Raw genomic sequence first — 16,693 nt, 5'->3', positions numbered from 1 at the left:
TGGACGGCTGACGGTGCAGGGGAGACAGACACCATGATGCGGCGTGGTCGGGCGGCGGTTCTGCTCCTGTCCTTGCTCCTTCCGGCTTCGGTTCTGGCGGCGCCCTCCCTCGATTTGGCGCGGGGGCTGGTCGAGGCGGAGCAGTTCGATCAGGCGGTCGAGGTTCTGAAAACCGTGGAGATCACCGACGGTCCGACGGCGGCGCGGGTCGATCTCCTGCTGGGACGCATCTATCTCTCCCTCGGCAAGCCAGGCAAGGCGCTGGACCATTTCGAGCATGCCTCCTTCGCCGCCATCGAGACCGAGGCGGAGTCTTATCTTGGCCTGGCCGAGGCGCGGCTGGCCTTGGGCGATCTCGCCCACGCCCGGCGCAATGCCCAGATGGCGCTGAAGGTGGATGCCGATCAGGTCGCCGCCCATCTGGTGCTGGCGAGGGCCGATCTGCGGGTGGGCCAGGGGGCCGAGGCCATGGCCCGGCTGCGCCGCCTGCGCGCCGACCGGCCCGAGTCCGAGGACGTGGCCCTGGTGCTGGCCCGCTATCTCGCCCAGAGCGAGGGGCCGAACGCCGCCCTGGCCGAGCTTCGCACCTTCATCGCCATCCATCCGACTGCCGCCGGGGCGCTGGACCTTCAGGGCCAAGTGCTGTGGGGCACCGGGCGCAAGGCCGAGGCGATCCAGGCCCGGCAGGTGGCTGCCGAGTATTATCGCCAGCGCGGACAGACCGGCCGCGCCGACGCCATGACCGCCTGGCTGAAGGCGGTGGAGCCCTCCCGTCCAGCCGCCCCCGCCATCGTCGAACCGCCCAGGCCGGAACCGGTTCCGCCCAAACCGGTGGAGGCCGCCCCGCTGCCGCCGCCCGAGCCCCGGCCGGTCCAGGTCGTGCCGATCCGCAAGACCGCTCCGGCCTCGGTGCTGCCCTCGCCGGAACCACTGCCCTTCGCCCCCGGCTCGGCCATCAACACCGGCAGCGGCATTGTGCTGGAGGGCGGGCGGCAGATCGTCACCAACCGCCATGTGGTCGAGGGGATGACAACTATCGCCGTGCGCAACGGCACCGGCCATGTGCGCACGGCGAGGGTGGTGCGGATGTCCTCAGACGACGACCTTGCCCTGCTGGAGATCGAACGGCCGTTCCCCGAGGGCGCAGTAATGCCCTTCGCCGATATCGTCGATCCGGCGCCGGGCCGCGCCGCCATCGTCATGGGTTTCCCCCTGATCGGCCTGTTGGGTGACGAGCAGCCGGCGCTGACCGAGGGCATCGTCGCCAAGACCATGGGCCTCGGCAACGATCCCAGCACCTTTCAGATGACCACCAAGATCAACAAGGGCAATTCCGGCGGGCCGGTGTTCGACAAGCGCGGCCGCCTGATCGGCATCACCGTCGGCAAGATGGACTCGGCCCAGGCGTCACGCGCCAGCGCCACCCCGGTGGAGGACATGAACATCGCCATCAAGGCCAGCCGGTTGACCCGCTTTCTCGGCAAGTCCAATACCGGAACCGGCGGGGAGGGGGCGGCGGAGATGAACCTGGAAGACCTCTATCAGGTCATGCTGCCCCGCGCGGTGCTGGTGGCGGCGCAGAAGTAAAAGCCTCCCCATGGCTCGCATGGGGAGGCCAGCCGCTTAATTCCGGCGACAATCGGCGGTATCCACCCTCTTGCCCATGTCCTTGTACATGGCGATTGCCTTGATGATGGCCTCCGATTCGGAAGCGGCATCGACCTTGACGAAACCGCCATCGCCCTTGCCGTCCACCACGCGGTAGCAGGTCCAGGACGAGGCGTGGGCTTCGGTGGACAGGAAAACGGCGGCAACGGCCAGTCCGGCGATCATCAGGGTCTTCATGCTGTTTTCTCCTGGTTGAACAAGAACGCTTGGTTACGGTTTCCTGGGCGGCGGCATGGTTTCCACCGAATCCATGGGAACCAGGCGCGGCGGCGGCGATTTGGCCTCCGGCATGGTGGTCTCGCCCCCCACCGGGACGGTCCTTGGCGCATCGGCCGAGGGCTGCGGCGTTGCCACCATCGGGGCCTTGGCATCGGTGGGGACCGAAGGTGAGCGGGTGACCAGGATCCCGGCCAGCACGGCGGCAGCGGCGGCCAGGGCGAGGCCGGACAGCCACCACGAGCGGCGGCCGGGCCTTTCGGGCTTGGGTATCGGCACCGGGGCGGTCGCGGCGGCCAGCAGGTCCAGCGGAACCGGCTGGGTCTGTTGGGTGACGGCTTCGACGAAACTCATGCCGGCATCGGCCTCCAGGATCAGGCGCCGCGACCCGGCAAGGCGGGCCTCCAGTGCTCCGGCCTCGTCCGGCGTCAGGCCGCCGTCGAGATAGGCGGCCAGCAGGGCGGCGGCGGTATCGGCATCACCGGCGAAGTCCACTTCACCCGCCCGGTCGAGCAGGGCGGCCAGATGGGCAGCCCGACGCGCATACTCCGCATCACCGGCGGTGGCGCCAAGCAGTCTGTCGATCTGGGCATGCAGGTCTTCACGGGTCACGGTCGCTTGCTCTCCTTGCACCCCATTAGACGGACGCCAGCCATTGTTTGACGGCGGGGTGATCCTCGATGGCCTTGCGCAGCCGCGCCATCACCCGCTGTTTCAGCTTATAGACCTCTTCCACCGGGCGGCGCATCCGGTGCGCCACCTCCCGCGCGGTTAAGGGCTGGCCATGCCCCAGCGCGATCATCAGGTAGAGGCGCTCTTCATTCTTCAGCCCCTTACTCGCACTTCGCAAGGCGTCGGAGGCCAGGGTCAGCAAGCGCGTCTCCTCCGCCGCCAGCACCGCCTGTTCCGGCGTCGGGCCGTCATCGGGCCGCGCTTCTCCCCAATCGCCCAGGGAAACCGGCGCCGACCCCGCCACACCGGGCTCATAGCCATCGGGCAGGGCCTTGGCCACCCGCTCCAGCGCCTGGGCGATGTCGGCGGGTGACGGGGCCGGATCGAAGTCCCGCGCCGCCATGGAGAGAAGGGCTGCGGGCTGCGGGGCGATCCGCTCCCAATGCACATAACGGAACACCGCCTGATCCAGCGGCCCCAGCCGGGCGATGGCGGCGGGCAGGCGGCGGCGGGGGAGGTGGCGGCGGATGAAGTCGATCAGCAGCCGGTCGACGGCGTGCAGGACGAAGCCGGAAAAACTGCCCGCACCGGTATAAGCCTTGAGGCGACGGCAATCCTCAGCGATCAGCGCCAGGCAGATATCCTGATAGGCATCATTCCGCATGTCCTCGCGCTCCGGCCCCGGCAGGCGGTTGGCGACGATGCGGCGGATATCGGATTTGAAGAATGCCTCGAAGGCGGCCCAGGCCCGGTCGCGGTCCTCCGCCTGGAACAGCCGCAGCAGGCGCTGGGCCAAGATGTCGCGGGCGACCAGGGCGATGAAGGTTTCGATCCGGCTGTTCCCGCCATAGGCCCGGAGGCGGCCGAAGCCATCGGCCCGCAGCGCCGCGATCACCTCAGCAAATGCCTCCCGTGCCTCGGCCTCGACCGGAATCAGCAACCGGCAGGCGGTCCACACGGTATCGCCGATGCGGCGGGCCAGCCGCTCCCATGCCTGGGGATCGCCGTCCACCACCGCTCGCACCAAGGACCGGTCATCGCTTGCCCGGATTTGCATATCGGCTCTGAACGCTCCGCCCCTGTTCCGGCGCTACTCTACCCAAGCTGTTCGCGCCGGGATAGACACTGCCCGTGATCCCATGGAAAATCAGGGGCAAATTTTCCGCCTATGTCCGTCATAGGGGGGCATGCGGAAGATTTTGGCGATCAAGGCGTTTGTGTGGGCTGGTTAGGTTGTCGGTGGCTTTCGCCAAGAGTGGCATCAAGGTCGGGCAAGCCAAACTTGCCCGGAGATGGTGATCATCCCGCCGGGCAACTTCTTGGTGAGGATCCAAGGGGGCCGATGAGGTCTGAGCCGGGCCAGAATACAAGGCGCATTCTCTATTGCGAATGATTTCCGTTTGGGAGGGAACGATGTCTATCCGTCTGGTTTTTGCAGCAACCTGCCTACTTCTCTTGGCGGGGGGGCATATGGGATCGGCGTTTGGCGATGAAAAGATCGCACAATCCGATCGACAGGGTATTTCGGTTATTGCGACCGATGCGGGAGGTGGGTGGTGCAAGCCAGTCGTAAATCTCAAGGTCGCCGCCAAGGATTCAAAGTTTTTCACGGATGGTGTAGAGAAACTTTCTCAAGCTCTTGGAAAGACGGTTCTGCCTGATCGCTGCCCCGAAGCGAAATCGTTCGCTCTTGAGGGAGGGGTTGGCGACGGAAGTTTTACGTCTCCCATCTATAGGGGAAGCGCAAAAGCTGAGGATGGATGGAAGATAGTCGCAGCAGCCGTCAGCTCGCCTCCCGATAATCACGAGAGAAAGAAAGTGTCTAGGGAAAATGATGGGGCCAAGCTGGAGGTGTCTGGCAATAAGGCTGTCACGTCCGGGGAAGCTCTATGCTCTGTTGCCATGAAAAACTTTCTTAGCCGTTATAAGGGGAGCCCATTGTTATGGAATGGGAACTGTAAGGATGGAATGGCGGATGGTTTCGGGGTGCTAACAAATAAAGCCAATACATTCCAGTATATTGGTGGAATGGTGGGGGGGCGGCCAGATGGGGCCGCGGCATTGAAAATCATAGACCGCTTTGATGATGGTGATCGTGTCTCTTCATTTAAGGGCAAATGGAAGGGGGGGGTAACGGTTGGTCCTGTTAGTGTGTTTATAACTAAGGGTAACAACAGCCTTCTTATTGAGTGCTCAGGATCAACAAAAGACTTTGACCTGAACGGATGCCAAAACAAACGTATCGTAACGGCTAAAGAGCAGGAGTTTCTGGACTATATTGGTGCGATATATGAGGGGGCAAAGGGGGTTCAAAAAGCTTTTGAGGGCTATATGACCTATGTCTGTTCGAAGCGGGATTGTTCCGTCGCTCCGGCTAACTCGAGTGATCGTGAGGCAATGGGCGTAAAATATCCGCTGTCATGCCGAAAAGGTGGCCTGACTGATGTTGGCGTCTCCCAAATCTGTACAATGAAATGCAGCGACAGAGGCTATTCCGTAGACCTTTCTCAACGAACAAAGGATGGGAGTTGGTATAGTTCTGAGGGGCTTGTTCTCAGCAAAGAATATACTTCATATGAGAGCGCATTAAGTGGTGCGAAAGAATATCTCAAAAAAATGTGCAATAACTAGGTGAATATAATATAATAGTTAGCTTATGTATTGCTCGTCAATTTAAAATTGACGAGCCAAATTATTTTCTGTTGTGGGTGGCGAAAATTGAGCGCGGTAGGGTCGACATGGGGATATTTTTCATCCTGTCTGTCCGTCTTTAGATCAGATTACCTCGTCCCTGGGAAGTCGGTTGAACCATGCCCATCCAGACTTTGACATTCCGGACCTGTCTTTGCGCGCTGTTCGGCGTGATTATCGCCATATCCCTGCTGGCCGGATGTGTGTCTAGCCCGTCGCGGCCCGATAGCCTGCCCGCCGATTGGGATGACGACGACAAGGCGGTGCCGGTGGCGGAATGCGCCCAGTCCGATAGTCAGACCACCATCTGCGCCGATCAGAAGATGGTGCGCAAGATCGCCGCCGCCCTCATTGACTATCACGATTCTTACGTCCGGGGGCAGGGCTACAACGCCGCCCGCGAGGTGATCAAGCACATCGACCTCATGCAGATCGTGGTCAAGGGCAATGGCTTCGACATCAACATCAAATACGCCTACGCCACCTATCGCCAAGGCCGCCAGAGCGGGTCGGGCGACAGCCGCAGCAGCCGCCTGTTCACCACCGATTCCCGCTTTGCCGTCACCTCCATGGCGAGCAAGGGCAGCGGGCGCTTTTTCCGGCCGCCCCGGCAACGGTAATCGGCAAAATTCTGCAGGCAAAAAAATCCCGGCGGCCGTCATGAAGGGGGAGACGATGAAACAGCCCAAGGGATGCCAGCATGGAGACCGAGTACCAATCCCCCTGCAACCGGATGCGGATTTTGCTTGGGCTGGATGGACGGGCTTTGCTGACCAGCGCCCTGGCGGTTGAAATGGCGGCGCGGATGGTGGTGTGCGAGGACGGGGAATGCGGCCAGCGCCCATCCTGCTTCGCATTGGCCCATAGGGTGCTGTGCGCCGGACCGGGGTAAGCGTTCAAGGGGGAGGTCACATGATGACGGCAGTCAGGCAAACGGGATGGAAAGGTCTGCGATCAGCAGCCCTGACCCTGGCCGTGCTGCTGCTCGCCCCCGCCGCCCGGGCGGAGTGGACGCCGGGCGTCGGCGAGTATCTGTTCCCGACCCAGATGCCGGAGGCCGAGGCCTGCCGCATCGCCGAGGAGAAGGCCAAGCAGGCCGCCCTGATCCGGGTGCTGGGCGAGCGTCTGGCCGTCGATGACATCGAGGTTTGCCAGGAAAAATCCGAGGACGCCTCCTGCGCCCTGGGCCGTCTGGTCTGGGCCGCATCCGAGGGCGAGGTGCGGGCGCTTCGGGGTCTCCATTCCGCCACCACCGCCACCCCGACACCGGGCATCCGCCAGTGCCGGGTCACGCTGGAGGCCGATGTGGTGCGCTGGCGGGGCGAGCCCGATCCCGCCTTCCAGTTCGCCCTGATCCTCAACCAGACCGCCTTCCGCGACGGCGAGGCCATGACCATCACTGTGGAGCCCAGCCAGCCCATGCATCTGGCCGTGTTCCAGTGGCTGCCCTATGAACGCCGCGACCGTCAGGTCCAGCGCCTGTTCCCCAATGCCATGGACAAGGACGACCGCATCACCGGCCGCGCCACCATCCCCAGTACCGACGGCGCCCGGCGCTATTCCCTCGACATGGAATTCCCCAAGGCTGGTCAGGCCCATGCGCCGCTGGTGTCCGAATACCTGCTGGCGGTGGGCAGCCGCAAGCCGATACCGTTCCGCGACTCCTATGGGCTGGAGGAGTTCAAGGCCCTGCTGCTGGAGATCCCGCGCTCCGAGGCCCGGCTGGTGCGCAAGGGCTACGCCATCGTGAGGCCGCAATGAGTACCGCCCGCGCCGGGGCGCTGCTGGCCGCCATCCTGGCGCTGGGCGGCTGCGCCACCCCCAGCTATGTGAACCGGGGCAAGGGCGAGACCGCGTCGGAGATCTGGCCCAATCAGGTGGTGTTCACCCTGCACGATGCCTTCCGGGATTCGCCGCCCCGCTGCGTCGCCCTCCTGCCGCTGGACGGCAGCCCGCCCGAGGCCGCCAGCGCGGTGCGCCGGGTGCTGTTCGCTCATCTCGCTCCGCAGGGACGGCGGCAGGTGCCGCTGGCCCGCATCGATCATGTACTGGCAGCCATGCCCGAGGCCGAGCGCAAGGATAGGACCAAGCTGGGCGCGGCGCTGAACTGCGATTCGGTGCTGGCGGGCGAGATCACCCAGGCGGGCAGCGATTTCTTCGGCCTCTATTCCCGCGTCGCCGTCGGGGTGCGCCTGCGCCTGACCCGCGCCGCCGATGGTGAAATCCTGTGGGAGGGTGAGCATGTGGCCTCCAGCCATGGCGGCTCGGTCCCCCTGTCTCCCATCGGTGTCGCCATGGGCATCCTGGACGCCGCCACCAATCTGACCGAGGAACAGCGCCTGCGAGTCACCGATGATCTGGCCCGGCGCCTCGCCTCCACCATTCCCGATCAGGCCTTGGCCGAACTGGACGACCCGGTGGCCGAGCCGCCGAAGCTGGCCCAGACGGCCCCACCCGCATCCGCCGACGTCCTGGCGCAAGCCGAGGCCCTGGCCGCCCAGGGCGACTATGCCGGGGCGCTGGCGGCCGCCGAGAAACTGGCCGGGGAAAACCCCGGCCGCGCCGACGTCCAGTTCCTCAAGGGCCGCATGCTGGTCAAGCTGGACCGGGTGCCCGAGGCCGAACCGGCCATGATCCGCGCCGTGGCGCTGGACGGCGGCAATGCCCGCTATCTCGATGGCCTGGGTCACGTCAACGCCCTGGCCGGGCGGACCGATCGGGCGCTGGCCGCCTATGCCATGGCCATCGACGCCGATCATGCCGATGGCTTCGCCTGGTATAATTCCGCCGTGCTGTTGTTAGGGAATGGTCAGGGCCGTCCGGCCGCCGATGCCTTTTACGGCGCCGCCCTGGCCTATCTCAAGCGCGGCGATGCCGGCATGGCCGGGCGCGCCCTGGCCGACCTCAAATCCTTGGGCGGTCGGGGACTCGATTTGGGCCGCGAAATCCACACCATTGAAACCGCGCTCGGCGCATCATCCGGGGAGAAACCCTCATGACCACCCTTCGCCCAATCCTGGCCGTCACCCTGGCCCTGTCCGCGCCCCTGTTGATCGCCGGATGCGCGACGCCGGAGCCGGGCTCGCCCGCCGCTGTCGCCCTGGCCCACCAGAAGCAGCAGGAGATGCGGGCCGATCAGGTCAAGGACACGGTGGCGGATGCGCCGTCCTGGTTCACCGCCCCGCCCAAGGACGAGTTCAGCCTCTACGCGCCTGGCACCGCCACCTCGTCCGACATGCAGATGGCGGTGGACAAGGCGACGCTGGCGGGTAAGCGCAACGTCGCCGATCGGCTGAAAAGCCTGCTCTCGGCCAAGATGAAGGACTTCGCCAGCGAAAGCGGCGCCGGCGAGGACAGCCGGGTCATGAGCGAGGTCGAGCGCGTCACCACCAATGTGGTGACCGAGGCCAACATGGCCGGCTATCAGGCGGTCAAGTCCGAGATCAAGTCCCAGGGCACCCAGTACCGCGCCTATGTGCTGGTCCAATATCCCCTGGGCGAGGCCAACCGCATCATGGTCGACCAGACCAGGAAGAGCGATCTGCTGGACAGCAAGCTGCGGGCGTCCAAGGCATTCCAGGATCTGGAAAAGGACATCCAGGCGGCGAGGCCGAAGCCGTGATGGCGGGATTGGTCTAAATTTGCAAATGTAGCGCCAGCTAAAGTCAATGAGCGGAGTGAGGGAATCATGAGGGGGGTATTCGGTGAAAACGGGATTCGTCAAGGCATCACGAAAAGAGTCGGCTTATTGTGCGCACTGACGGCAACATTGGCGTTGGGCGGGTGCGTTACCACCGGGACCGGCAGCACGGTCATCACCGATCTTTTTGGCGTTGATGACGGAAAAGTGGAGCGGCAGAACTATCCAAATGGAAACACGGTTTTTGGCGTAGCCTTTCACAAGCGTTCCAATTGCCGGGCGCTTCCGGAAGCCGACGCCGTCGATGACGATACCGGCCTGATGGTCACCTTCCATTGCGTGCCCGATAACAAGGGCCTCAAGCCGAAGGAGCGGTTGAAGCCGTTCGATAAGCCGTATCTGCTGACCTGGGCCGGGACAACCCATGCGGTTGACGGCGCAATTCCCGCCAAGAAGGGCTTCACCGTGGCGACCGGCGGCAGCAACGGCTGGATTACCATGTTTCCCGGCGCCAGCGGGTATACCCTTGTTATCAAGTACGACAACAGCGATTCCAGATATGTCGTTGTCCGGTCCAAGGATGCCCAGGCCGCTTCTGCGGTGATGAAGGTCGAGCGCGACAAGTTCACGGCCTATGATGGCGGCGCTCTTGCCAAGGCGGCAAAGACCCCGGCCGACCTTTCGGCATTCATCGGCACAGTTTCAAGCTTCGCCAAGGTCAAGACTGATTTTGCCGATGTCTTGTCACGGCAACGGTTCACGACAAGCAGCGAGACCATCGAATTCCTGAAAAGTATCTCGGCCTCGACCAAGCCCCGGATTGGCATTTCCGAGGTTTTGTCGTCGCCGGATCCCGACAGGGTGATGGCCTATCTTCTTGCCAACCAGTCCCGGTTTGATTTGGGCTTTCGTCCTCAGTATGCCTGGACCGAACTGGCAAGCGCGGCTCTTTCTGACTATAGGAAGAACAAGATCACCGGCCGTCTCGGCGTGGTCGATTCCATTCTCCAGCGGGCCAAGACCGGGGCAGACGGGGTGAACGGCGTCGATATCGAGCGATGGGCGATCGAGAAGCTGGGCAGCAGCCGTTTTTATACCGCCTCATGCAGCAAGACCGGAGAGCGCCAGAAGCAGGAGGAGGTCCACAACCTTCTCGGCATGAAGACCGGCTATCTGACCCGCTTGCACCTGGATATGTCGTGCACCGCACAGGTCGCCCGGAACGCGCCGTTCCGCCCCTCCTTCCCGCACAAGGTTGGATTCAGCATCGAGGCCAATCGTGACGGCGTCTCCAACAACACCGAGGGGAAGTCTGGATGGGAGGATAGCGCCTCCGCCTCGGTGGTGGTTCCGCCCGGGGGCGAGGCGGGCTTCAAACTGACACCAGCCATCCAGATCTCCCGATCCTCCAAGGGGGTCATGTTCCAGCATCATGAGGCGACCAAGGAGTATGAGCTTCGACTGGCAGCCACATCGGTCAACGATGCCAAGGCGGGCACGACGGGCAAGGTCTCCCTGGCGGTTTCGGCCCAGATCCTTGCCGCAGATCCACCCGCCACGGCCTGGACTAATCTCGATGGCCAGTTTGTCGGCGACAAGGCCCTCACGGCCTACAACCGTGACAAGGATGACCGCATCAGGACGGTGCCCGATTATCAATCGCCTCCTCGCTCTTCGGGATCTTCAGGTTCTTCGTCCGGCAACTGCGATGACACAAGGTCAACCTGTCTGGGGTATTGCAAGGTCACCAAAAGCGATGAGGGGCGCGGCTTCTTCTCATCATCGGATCGTGAGCGGTGTGAAGGATACTGCTACATGGCAAAGAATTATTGCGACAAGAGCGACGCATGCAGGGAAAACCAGAACATATGCCTCGCTAAATGCGAGGGTCGCCGCAAGGATAACGGTGGATTTTTTACTAGCAGCGAAAAGGAAAAATGCACGTCGAATTGCTTCGTGACCCATGCGTGCGGATGAAGATTGATGCCATCTTTTACAACAATCAACGATTCAACTCCTCTGATGAGCGAGGCTTCTGCGTCTAGTCAGAGATAATCCAAGTTCCAACAAGGGGGGGCATTAAATGAAATCCGCGATCAAGGGATTGGCGACCGCGATAGTCGTCCTGCTGGTCTGGGGCCAGCCGGCCTGGTCGGCCGACGATGTTGGGGCGGCGCAATCCGAGATGAACACCGCCAAGGAGCGGTACGAAGCCGCCAAGGTCGAGGCCGATCAGGCCAAGGCCGAATTGGAGCGGGCCAAGTCGGCCTATGACGATAAGGCGTCAAAGGCCGAATTACGGCGGAAATTCATGGAAACCGCCATTGGCAAATACGAGGCGGCGAAGTCGCAGGCCGAACTGGCCAAGAGCGGCTTCAAACCCGGCCAAGCCTTCAAGGATTGCGGCACCTGCCCGGAGATGGTGATCATCCCGCCGGACAGCTTCATGATGGGGAGCCCGGAGGGGGAGAAGGACCGGAGCAGTGATGAAGATCCGCAGCACCGGGTGACGATTGGGGCCGCATTTGCACTAGGCAAGACCGAGGTGACGCAAGCGGAGTGGGAGGCGGTGATGGGCAACAATCCCAGTAACTTCCGTGGTGCCAACCGCCCGGTGGAGCAGGTGAGCTGGGACGATGTGCAGGTATTCATCGGCAAGCTGAATGCCAAGACCGGCAAGCGCTATCGCCTGCCATCCGAGGCGGAATGGGAATATGCGGCCCGCGCCGGAACGACAACGCCATGGTCGTGCGGCGGCTCGGAAGGCTGCCTGTCCTCGGTGGCGGTGTATTCTGCCAATTCCGGCAACCAGAGCCAGCCGGTGCGGAGCAAATCAGTCAATGCCTTCGGCCTGTACGACATGCATGGCAATGTTTGGGAATGGGTACAGGATTGCTGGCATGACAACTACAGCGGTGCCCCGAGTGACGGCAGCGCCTGGTCGGGATTAAATTCCTGCAAGCGCGTCGTCCGGGGCGGCTCCTGGGACTTCCTTCCGAGGCTCCTCCGCTCCGCCAACCGCGTCGGCAGCCCCCCAGATTACCGCCTCAACAATCAGGGATTTCGTCTCGCCAGGACGCTCCCATAGGAGCGTTTATTCCTAAATCTTAACCTCTTTATCTCTTGGGTGAGGATCCAAGGGGAGGGCCTCCCACCCCTTGGCCGCCGCAGGCGGTGAATCGGGAAATCGGTGACGTTCATGATCTTAAAACGACGTTTCCTTCCGGTGACGGTGGCTTTTGCCCTCCTGCTGTCCCTGTCCTCCTGCGGCGGGGTCAGCAAGTCGCAGTATGTGGAGCGACGCAACGTCCAGGTGGTGGAATTGGTGCCCGAGGCCAAGGCCCGCTCGACGAGGGCCTTGCTGGGCGGGCGCTATGAGTCGCCGCGCGGCGTCCTGACCCTGGCGGTGGCCAAGGAGCTGGACGGCGAGCTGCATCAGTTCGAAAGCTATGACGAGGCCACCGTCCAGGTGAAGTCCAAGGCCCCCGATCCGGTCAAATTCCTGCTGACTGGGCCTTTCGTCGCCCTGTCGGCGGTACTGGCTCCCCAGGACACCGGCCAGATCCTGCAAGGCAGCAAGGAGGCCCTGGTGGGTTCCGAACTGGCCCGCAGGGAGAACGTGGTGGCCCGCACCGGCGGCGAGGGCAAGCCACTGGGCCGCCAGGGAACCAGCCGCATCCCCTGGGGCGGCGCCCGTGCCCAAGTGGGCTTGGAGGACGCACCGCCGCGTGACGTCACCGCCGATGCCGACGGCAATCTGAGCATTCCCCTCTATGAACTGGTCGCCGATCCAGGAACCTTGCAGAACAGGGACAGCATCCTGGTCCGCGCGGCGGTCAGTCTTAACGGCGCGCGGACCGAGACCAGCCTCACCCTGGCGCAAGCGGATGTCGCCAAGCTGCGCCAACTGACCGCCGCCTATGCCGCCGAACAGGGGCGCGGCGCCGCCCGCACCTCCGACTTCATCGCCGCCGCCCGGCATTTCCGCCTGGGGGCGGAATTGGGGGATGCCGACGCCCAGATGCTGTTGGCAAATCTCTATCGCGACGGCCGGGGGTTGCCGCAGAACCATGCGGAATCCCTGCGCTGGATGACCCGCGCCGCCCGGCAGGGTGAGGCCGAGGCGCAACTGGCCCTGGCCGAGCTGTTGTCGTCGGGCAGCAGTGGGCAGCGGGACGAGGTCCAGGCCTATGTCTGGGCCTCGCTGGCCGCCGCCCGGCTGGGCGACAAGCAACGCGGCCGGGCTGTCTCAAAGCGCGACAGCGTCGCCCGGCACTTAAGCGCCCGCGATCTGGCCGAGGCCCAATCTCTGGCCGTCGCCTTCACGCCCACGTCCGAGAGCGCCGTCACCCTGGCTGCCGGGCCGCCGGGTGGCGCCGAGGTCCAGGCCGATCCGGTGCCGCCCCTGGACCCGTCGCGCATCAAGGGCACTCGCAAGCCCAACGCCGTCGCCCTGATCATTGGGGTGGAGGAATATCAGCGCCTGCCCGCCGCCCAGTTCGCCGCCCGCGATGCCCGTGTCTTCCGCGACTTCGCCGTCAACGGAATCGGCATCGCCCCCGATCGGGTCAAGCTGCTGGTCGGCGCCGATGCTCGTCTGCTGGATATCCAGAAGGCGCTGGACACCTGGCTGGCGCCGGAGATCAAGGACGGCGCCACCGACGTCTATGTCTTCTTCTCCGGCCATGGGCTGGCCTCTGAGAACGGCCGCAACCTCTACCTCTTTCCCTATGACGGTGATCGGGCCTTGCTGGAGAAAAGCGCCATCGACCGCGCCGCCACCATCGACACCATCCTGAAGGCCGGGGCCAGGTCGCTGACCCTGTTCCTCGACACCTGCTATTCCGGCGGCACGCGCGGGAACGACACCCTGATCGCCGATATCCGACCCGTTATCATCCGCACCCGGGATGGCGAGGTCCCCAGCCCTGCCGCCGTGCTGGCCGCGTCGCGCAACGACCAGTGGTCATCCTCCTTCGCCCCCGCCCGCCACGGCCTGTTCAGCTATTACCTGATGCGCGGCCTGATGGGCGAGGCCGACGCCGATGGCGACCACCGCATCACGCTGGGCGAACTCCATGCCTATGCCGAACGCCAGGTCCGCCGTGAAGCCAGCCGCAAGGGCCGCGAGCAGGCGCCGGTCCTGGTGGGGGGCGGGGACAAGGTGCTGGTGGCGTGGTGAGAGTGGTTATGATGGGAGAGTATAACATGAAGGTATATTCAGCTTTGGCGGCAATGGCGTTGTTCTTGGTGACAAATGAGGCCGTTGCCGAGGGCAAGATCAGCTTGGAGGCCATTGACCGGAAGGGGAAGCCCGTGCCGCAGGCAGTATTTAAGGCGGAGCTTTGCGGTTCCCCCGTGGTACAGACCGAGGCGGTGATCGCCGATGCCAAGGGGCGCGCCAAGATCGCCATTCCCGGGAAAGCAAAGGTAGCTTGCGGCATTATCGTCAACGGTAAGAGGGTTCCGGGGGATTATGAATATCGGGCCAGCATGAACTATGCTGTGCCAGCAGAGTGACGATTAGACTCTAGAAAAAGAGGCGGAAATCATGAGAATGGGAATTGGGATTCTGGCGATGGCTGTTGTCATTGGAACTGTCGGCCTTACTCAGGCCGTCGAGGTAATGTGCGCTGACGAATGCGCAATGCTCTCCAACCGTCAGTAAGAGGAAGCTGGTCAAAATTTCTCATCCCATGTCCTCCCCCTCAAATAGCCTCCCCCGCGTCAGCTTTTCCGTTGGAGAAGTCTTGAGCCTTGCGCTCGACCAGCATCAGGCTGGAAAACTGGAAGTGGCTGACGCGCTTTATTCCCGAATCCTGGAGGTTGATCCGGAGAATATCGATTGCCTGCATTACCTCGGGGTCGTCGCGCTTCAGGTGGAAAAGTGGGACATGGCGCTGGAGCTAATCGGCAAGGCCCGCGCAAAACGTCCCGATGACCCGCGTATTCTCAGCCATTATGCCGCCACCTTGAACGGGCTGGAGCGTTTCGCCGAAGCCGAGGTTGACGCGCGTCGGGCGGTTGCGCTGTGTCCGGATTTGGGAACCGCCCACATCAATCTGGGGAACGCGCTTCGCAACCAGGTCAAGTTGGCCGACGCGGCGGCTACCTACGCGACGGCACTGCGCTATGAACCCGATCGATCCGATAGGGACTATCTCCCGAAAACGGCCAGCATATTGACTTTGAAGGACTATTGTGGACGCGAGTGCTCACCCTCTGCGGGTGGCGAGGTAATGGTCCAGGTCAGCCGCCCGTACTCGCAATAGGCGGCCGTCACGGACAGCTATAAGCTCGCTCGACGCAATCCGACGCAGCACCGTCTTGGTGGATACCTGCAGAACCTCTGCGACAGTCTTCACCGTCATTAATCTCTCAATGGTAGTTGTCCTGATCGGGCGCATCTGGCTTCTCCGCAGTTTGAAAGGCAGCAGCGGCAGCCTGGCGTGCCAAAAAGCGCACAATCTCCGTCAACTGCGTCGGGATGGAGCCGCCGCGATCGTCCTTCGGGAGAGCCGAGGAAAGTTGATTTCGCTTGTGATCGGGTGAGGCGTCCACTGGCCAGCCATGTCTGCTGTTGTCCAGCACACTAAGCCACAAGAGCGCAGTGCCGCTCCGGTCCCACAAAGAACAGAGTTGCGCGCTAATTATGGAGCCTTTTCGAAATTACGATTCTCTGTCTTTGAGCCGCTTCCAGCGGTTGGCCAATGCCTTGGCGCTGCCCTCTGTCGCCGGCACGTACGGTCCCAGGGCTGCGGAGCAAAATTTGATGAAGCGGCTGTTCTCGCTGTGGGGCAGTTCAAATCGTCCCTGGTCAGATCCCGAATGGGAAAGCCATATATCGGCCAGCCCGAATAGGGCCGTGTCGTAATGGGTCTTTTGATCGGCTCCGCGACGGATCATGCGGCGCTGTCGGGCGACAATTTCCTCCATGAGGGTCTTGAGATCTTCGATCATTTGGATCATCTCCCGGCTGCGGGAAGCCCCTCCGTCACTGCTGTTACGAATGCCTCTCGACATCAGGCGCCTTATTCGGGCCGCTTCCATGTTGACCTGATCGGCCACTTCAGGGCGGCGCAGATCGATTAGGAGTTGTTCCGCACTGGCGATCGTATGGCGCAGAGCCAAGCAAACTTCCGTTCCGCTCGCCTGCTCCGATGCCACATGAAAGGCGACGGCAAACGCGTCATCTGGGTCCGAGGTCAGGCCGATTGCCGTGAAAAGGTCGTGAATATCAGAGGTGAGCTTGTCAACGTTAACCGCTCGATCCGGGCACACCTTGGCAAGGATGTTCCGCGCCAATCCCAATTGAGACGATGACATGGGCAATGTTACGTCCTTCTGAAATGAAGCGGGAGTTTTCTATTGGGAGAAAACGTGGCTTACGGCTGCGGAAACAAGTGCAGCCGTAGCGAGCATAATCAGGGACAGAAGCCGTTTGCGGCGTAGGCGCCGCCGATATCTCTGTGACGCTCGAGGTTCCAGATAGGTCATGAATTGGCCCGCATCCCTAGCCAGAAGTCAGTTACAGTCTCCCTCAGTGCCGATCTGTTTCGCCGATGGCAATTTCTTGGATTCCAATATCCTGCCTTTCCTATCAGGGGAACACCGTATTTTTGGATCTGCATACGGGAATGTACTTTACATCATGAGATGTGTGCCAGAGTATAACTTTTGATCTTTGTTGGCATAGACAAGGGTCATACTCCGCACGGAGAGAGGCTCCGCCACTTCGCACCACACCCTCCGCGGAGCCTCACTCTGGCGAGAAGCATAAAATCTCTGATTTTGCCGCATTCATAC

At 62.6% G+C, this 16,693-nt stretch carries 18 protein-coding genes; 12 read left to right on the top strand and 6 right to left on the bottom strand.

What is annotated here, in order from left to right; genetic code table 11:
• Nucleotides 1-33 precede the first annotated feature (33 nt).
• Complete coding sequence (locus WV31_RS09920; protein WP_085373403.1) at nt 34-1,587, top strand: S1 family peptidase; 1,554 nt, start codon at nt 34-36, stop codon at nt 1,585-1,587.
• Nucleotides 1,588-1,623: 36 nt separating this feature from the next.
• Here the strand turns inward: WV31_RS09920 and WV31_RS09915 are convergent, their stop codons facing one another.
• Genes WV31_RS09915 through WV31_RS09905 form a run of 3 tightly spaced genes read right to left on the bottom strand, consistent with a single transcriptional unit; the run spans nt 1,624 to nt 3,580 of the window.
• Nucleotides 1,624-1,845: a hypothetical protein gene (locus WV31_RS09915; protein ID WP_085373401.1), complete on the bottom strand. Its 222-nt coding sequence runs from the start codon at nt 1,843-1,845 to the stop codon at nt 1,624-1,626.
• Nucleotides 1,846-1,878: 33 nt separating this feature from the next.
• On the bottom strand, nt 1,879-2,496 hold the full coding sequence (locus WV31_RS09910; protein ID WP_085373400.1) for a tetratricopeptide repeat protein: 618 nt from the start codon (nt 2,494-2,496) through the stop codon (nt 1,879-1,881).
• Between the two features lie 25 nt (nt 2,497-2,521).
• Complete coding sequence (locus WV31_RS09905) at nt 2,522-3,580, bottom strand: sigma-70 family RNA polymerase sigma factor (protein ID WP_237051590.1); 1,059 nt, start codon at nt 3,578-3,580, stop codon at nt 2,522-2,524.
• A gap of 389 nt (nt 3,581-3,969) precedes the next feature.
• On the opposite strand from WV31_RS09905, the gene WV31_RS21525 reads away from it, so the two are divergent.
• The 11 genes from WV31_RS21525 (at nt 3,970) to WV31_RS21520 (ending at nt 15,159) form a co-directional block, all read left to right on the top strand.
• The gene (locus WV31_RS21525; protein WP_145980796.1) at nt 3,970-5,187 is read left to right on the top strand and encodes a hypothetical protein; all 1,218 of its coding nucleotides are present in this window, start codon (nt 3,970-3,972) and stop codon (nt 5,185-5,187) included.
• A 179-nt stretch (nt 5,188-5,366) separates the two neighbouring features.
• Nucleotides 5,367-5,867: a hypothetical protein gene (locus tag WV31_RS09900; protein WP_085373397.1), complete on the top strand. Its 501-nt coding sequence runs from the start codon at nt 5,367-5,369 to the stop codon at nt 5,865-5,867.
• 80 nt (nt 5,868-5,947) lie between these two features.
• Nucleotides 5,948-6,139 (top strand): hypothetical protein, encoded by a 192-nt coding sequence (locus WV31_RS09895; RefSeq protein WP_085373396.1) that lies wholly within the window; start codon nt 5,948-5,950, stop codon nt 6,137-6,139.
• Between the two features lie 20 nt (nt 6,140-6,159).
• Nucleotides 6,160-7,008 (top strand): DUF4384 domain-containing protein, encoded by an 849-nt coding sequence (locus tag WV31_RS09890; protein WP_085373394.1) that lies wholly within the window; start codon nt 6,160-6,162, stop codon nt 7,006-7,008.
• Complete coding sequence (locus WV31_RS09885) at nt 7,005-8,246, top strand: tetratricopeptide repeat protein (protein ID WP_085373393.1); 1,242 nt, start codon at nt 7,005-7,007, stop codon at nt 8,244-8,246. The genes WV31_RS09890 and WV31_RS09885 overlap by 4 nt, the downstream gene beginning before the upstream one ends.
• Nucleotides 8,243-8,869 carry a hypothetical protein gene (locus WV31_RS09880; RefSeq protein WP_085373392.1) on the top strand — a complete coding sequence of 209 codons (627 nt, stop codon included), beginning with the start codon at nt 8,243-8,245 and terminating at the stop codon, nt 8,867-8,869. The genes WV31_RS09885 and WV31_RS09880 overlap by 4 nt, the downstream gene beginning before the upstream one ends.
• A 66-nt stretch (nt 8,870-8,935) precedes the next feature.
• Nucleotides 8,936-10,864 (top strand): hypothetical protein, encoded by a 1,929-nt coding sequence (locus WV31_RS09875; protein WP_085373391.1) that lies wholly within the window; start codon nt 8,936-8,938, stop codon nt 10,862-10,864.
• A 106-nt stretch (nt 10,865-10,970) separates the two neighbouring features.
• Entirely contained in the window at nt 10,971-11,975 is a 1,005-nt protein-coding gene (locus WV31_RS09870; RefSeq protein ID WP_085373390.1) for a formylglycine-generating enzyme family protein, read from the top strand.
• Nucleotides 11,976-12,086: 111 nt separating this feature from the next.
• Complete coding sequence (locus WV31_RS09865; protein ID WP_145980795.1) at nt 12,087-14,069, top strand: caspase family protein; 1,983 nt, start codon at nt 12,087-12,089, stop codon at nt 14,067-14,069.
• 26 nt (nt 14,070-14,095) lie between these two features.
• On the top strand, nt 14,096-14,407 hold the full coding sequence (locus WV31_RS09860) for a hypothetical protein (RefSeq protein WP_145980794.1): 312 nt from the start codon (nt 14,096-14,098) through the stop codon (nt 14,405-14,407).
• Between the two features lie 230 nt (nt 14,408-14,637).
• Nucleotides 14,638-15,159, top strand: coding sequence for a tetratricopeptide repeat protein (locus WV31_RS21520; protein WP_168185893.1), 522 nt, complete (start codon nt 14,638-14,640; stop codon nt 15,157-15,159).
• On the opposite strand, the gene WV31_RS22835 is transcribed toward WV31_RS21520, so the two are convergent.
• The 3 genes from WV31_RS22835 to WV31_RS09850 all read right to left on the bottom strand — a co-directional run bounded on the left by WV31_RS22835 (nt 15,103) and on the right by WV31_RS09850 (nt 16,213).
• Entirely contained in the window at nt 15,103-15,258 is a 156-nt protein-coding gene (locus WV31_RS22835) for a helix-turn-helix domain-containing protein (protein ID WP_168185892.1), read from the bottom strand. The two genes, WV31_RS21520 and WV31_RS22835, sit on opposite strands and share 57 nt — an antisense overlap.
• A gap of 7 nt (nt 15,259-15,265) precedes the next feature.
• On the bottom strand, nt 15,266-15,478 hold the full coding sequence (locus WV31_RS22035; protein WP_168185891.1) for a hypothetical protein: 213 nt from the start codon (nt 15,476-15,478) through the stop codon (nt 15,266-15,268).
• Between the two features lie 78 nt (nt 15,479-15,556).
• Entirely contained in the window at nt 15,557-16,213 is a 657-nt protein-coding gene (locus WV31_RS09850; protein ID WP_085373384.1) for a hypothetical protein, read from the bottom strand.
• Between the last annotated feature and the right edge of the window lie 480 nt (nt 16,214-16,693).

It is taken from the genome of Magnetospirillum sp. ME-1 (assembly GCF_002105535.1).
Taxonomy (GTDB): domain Bacteria; phylum Pseudomonadota; class Alphaproteobacteria; order Rhodospirillales; family Magnetospirillaceae; genus Phaeospirillum.
This window is presented reverse-complemented; position numbering and strand designations above follow the sequence as displayed.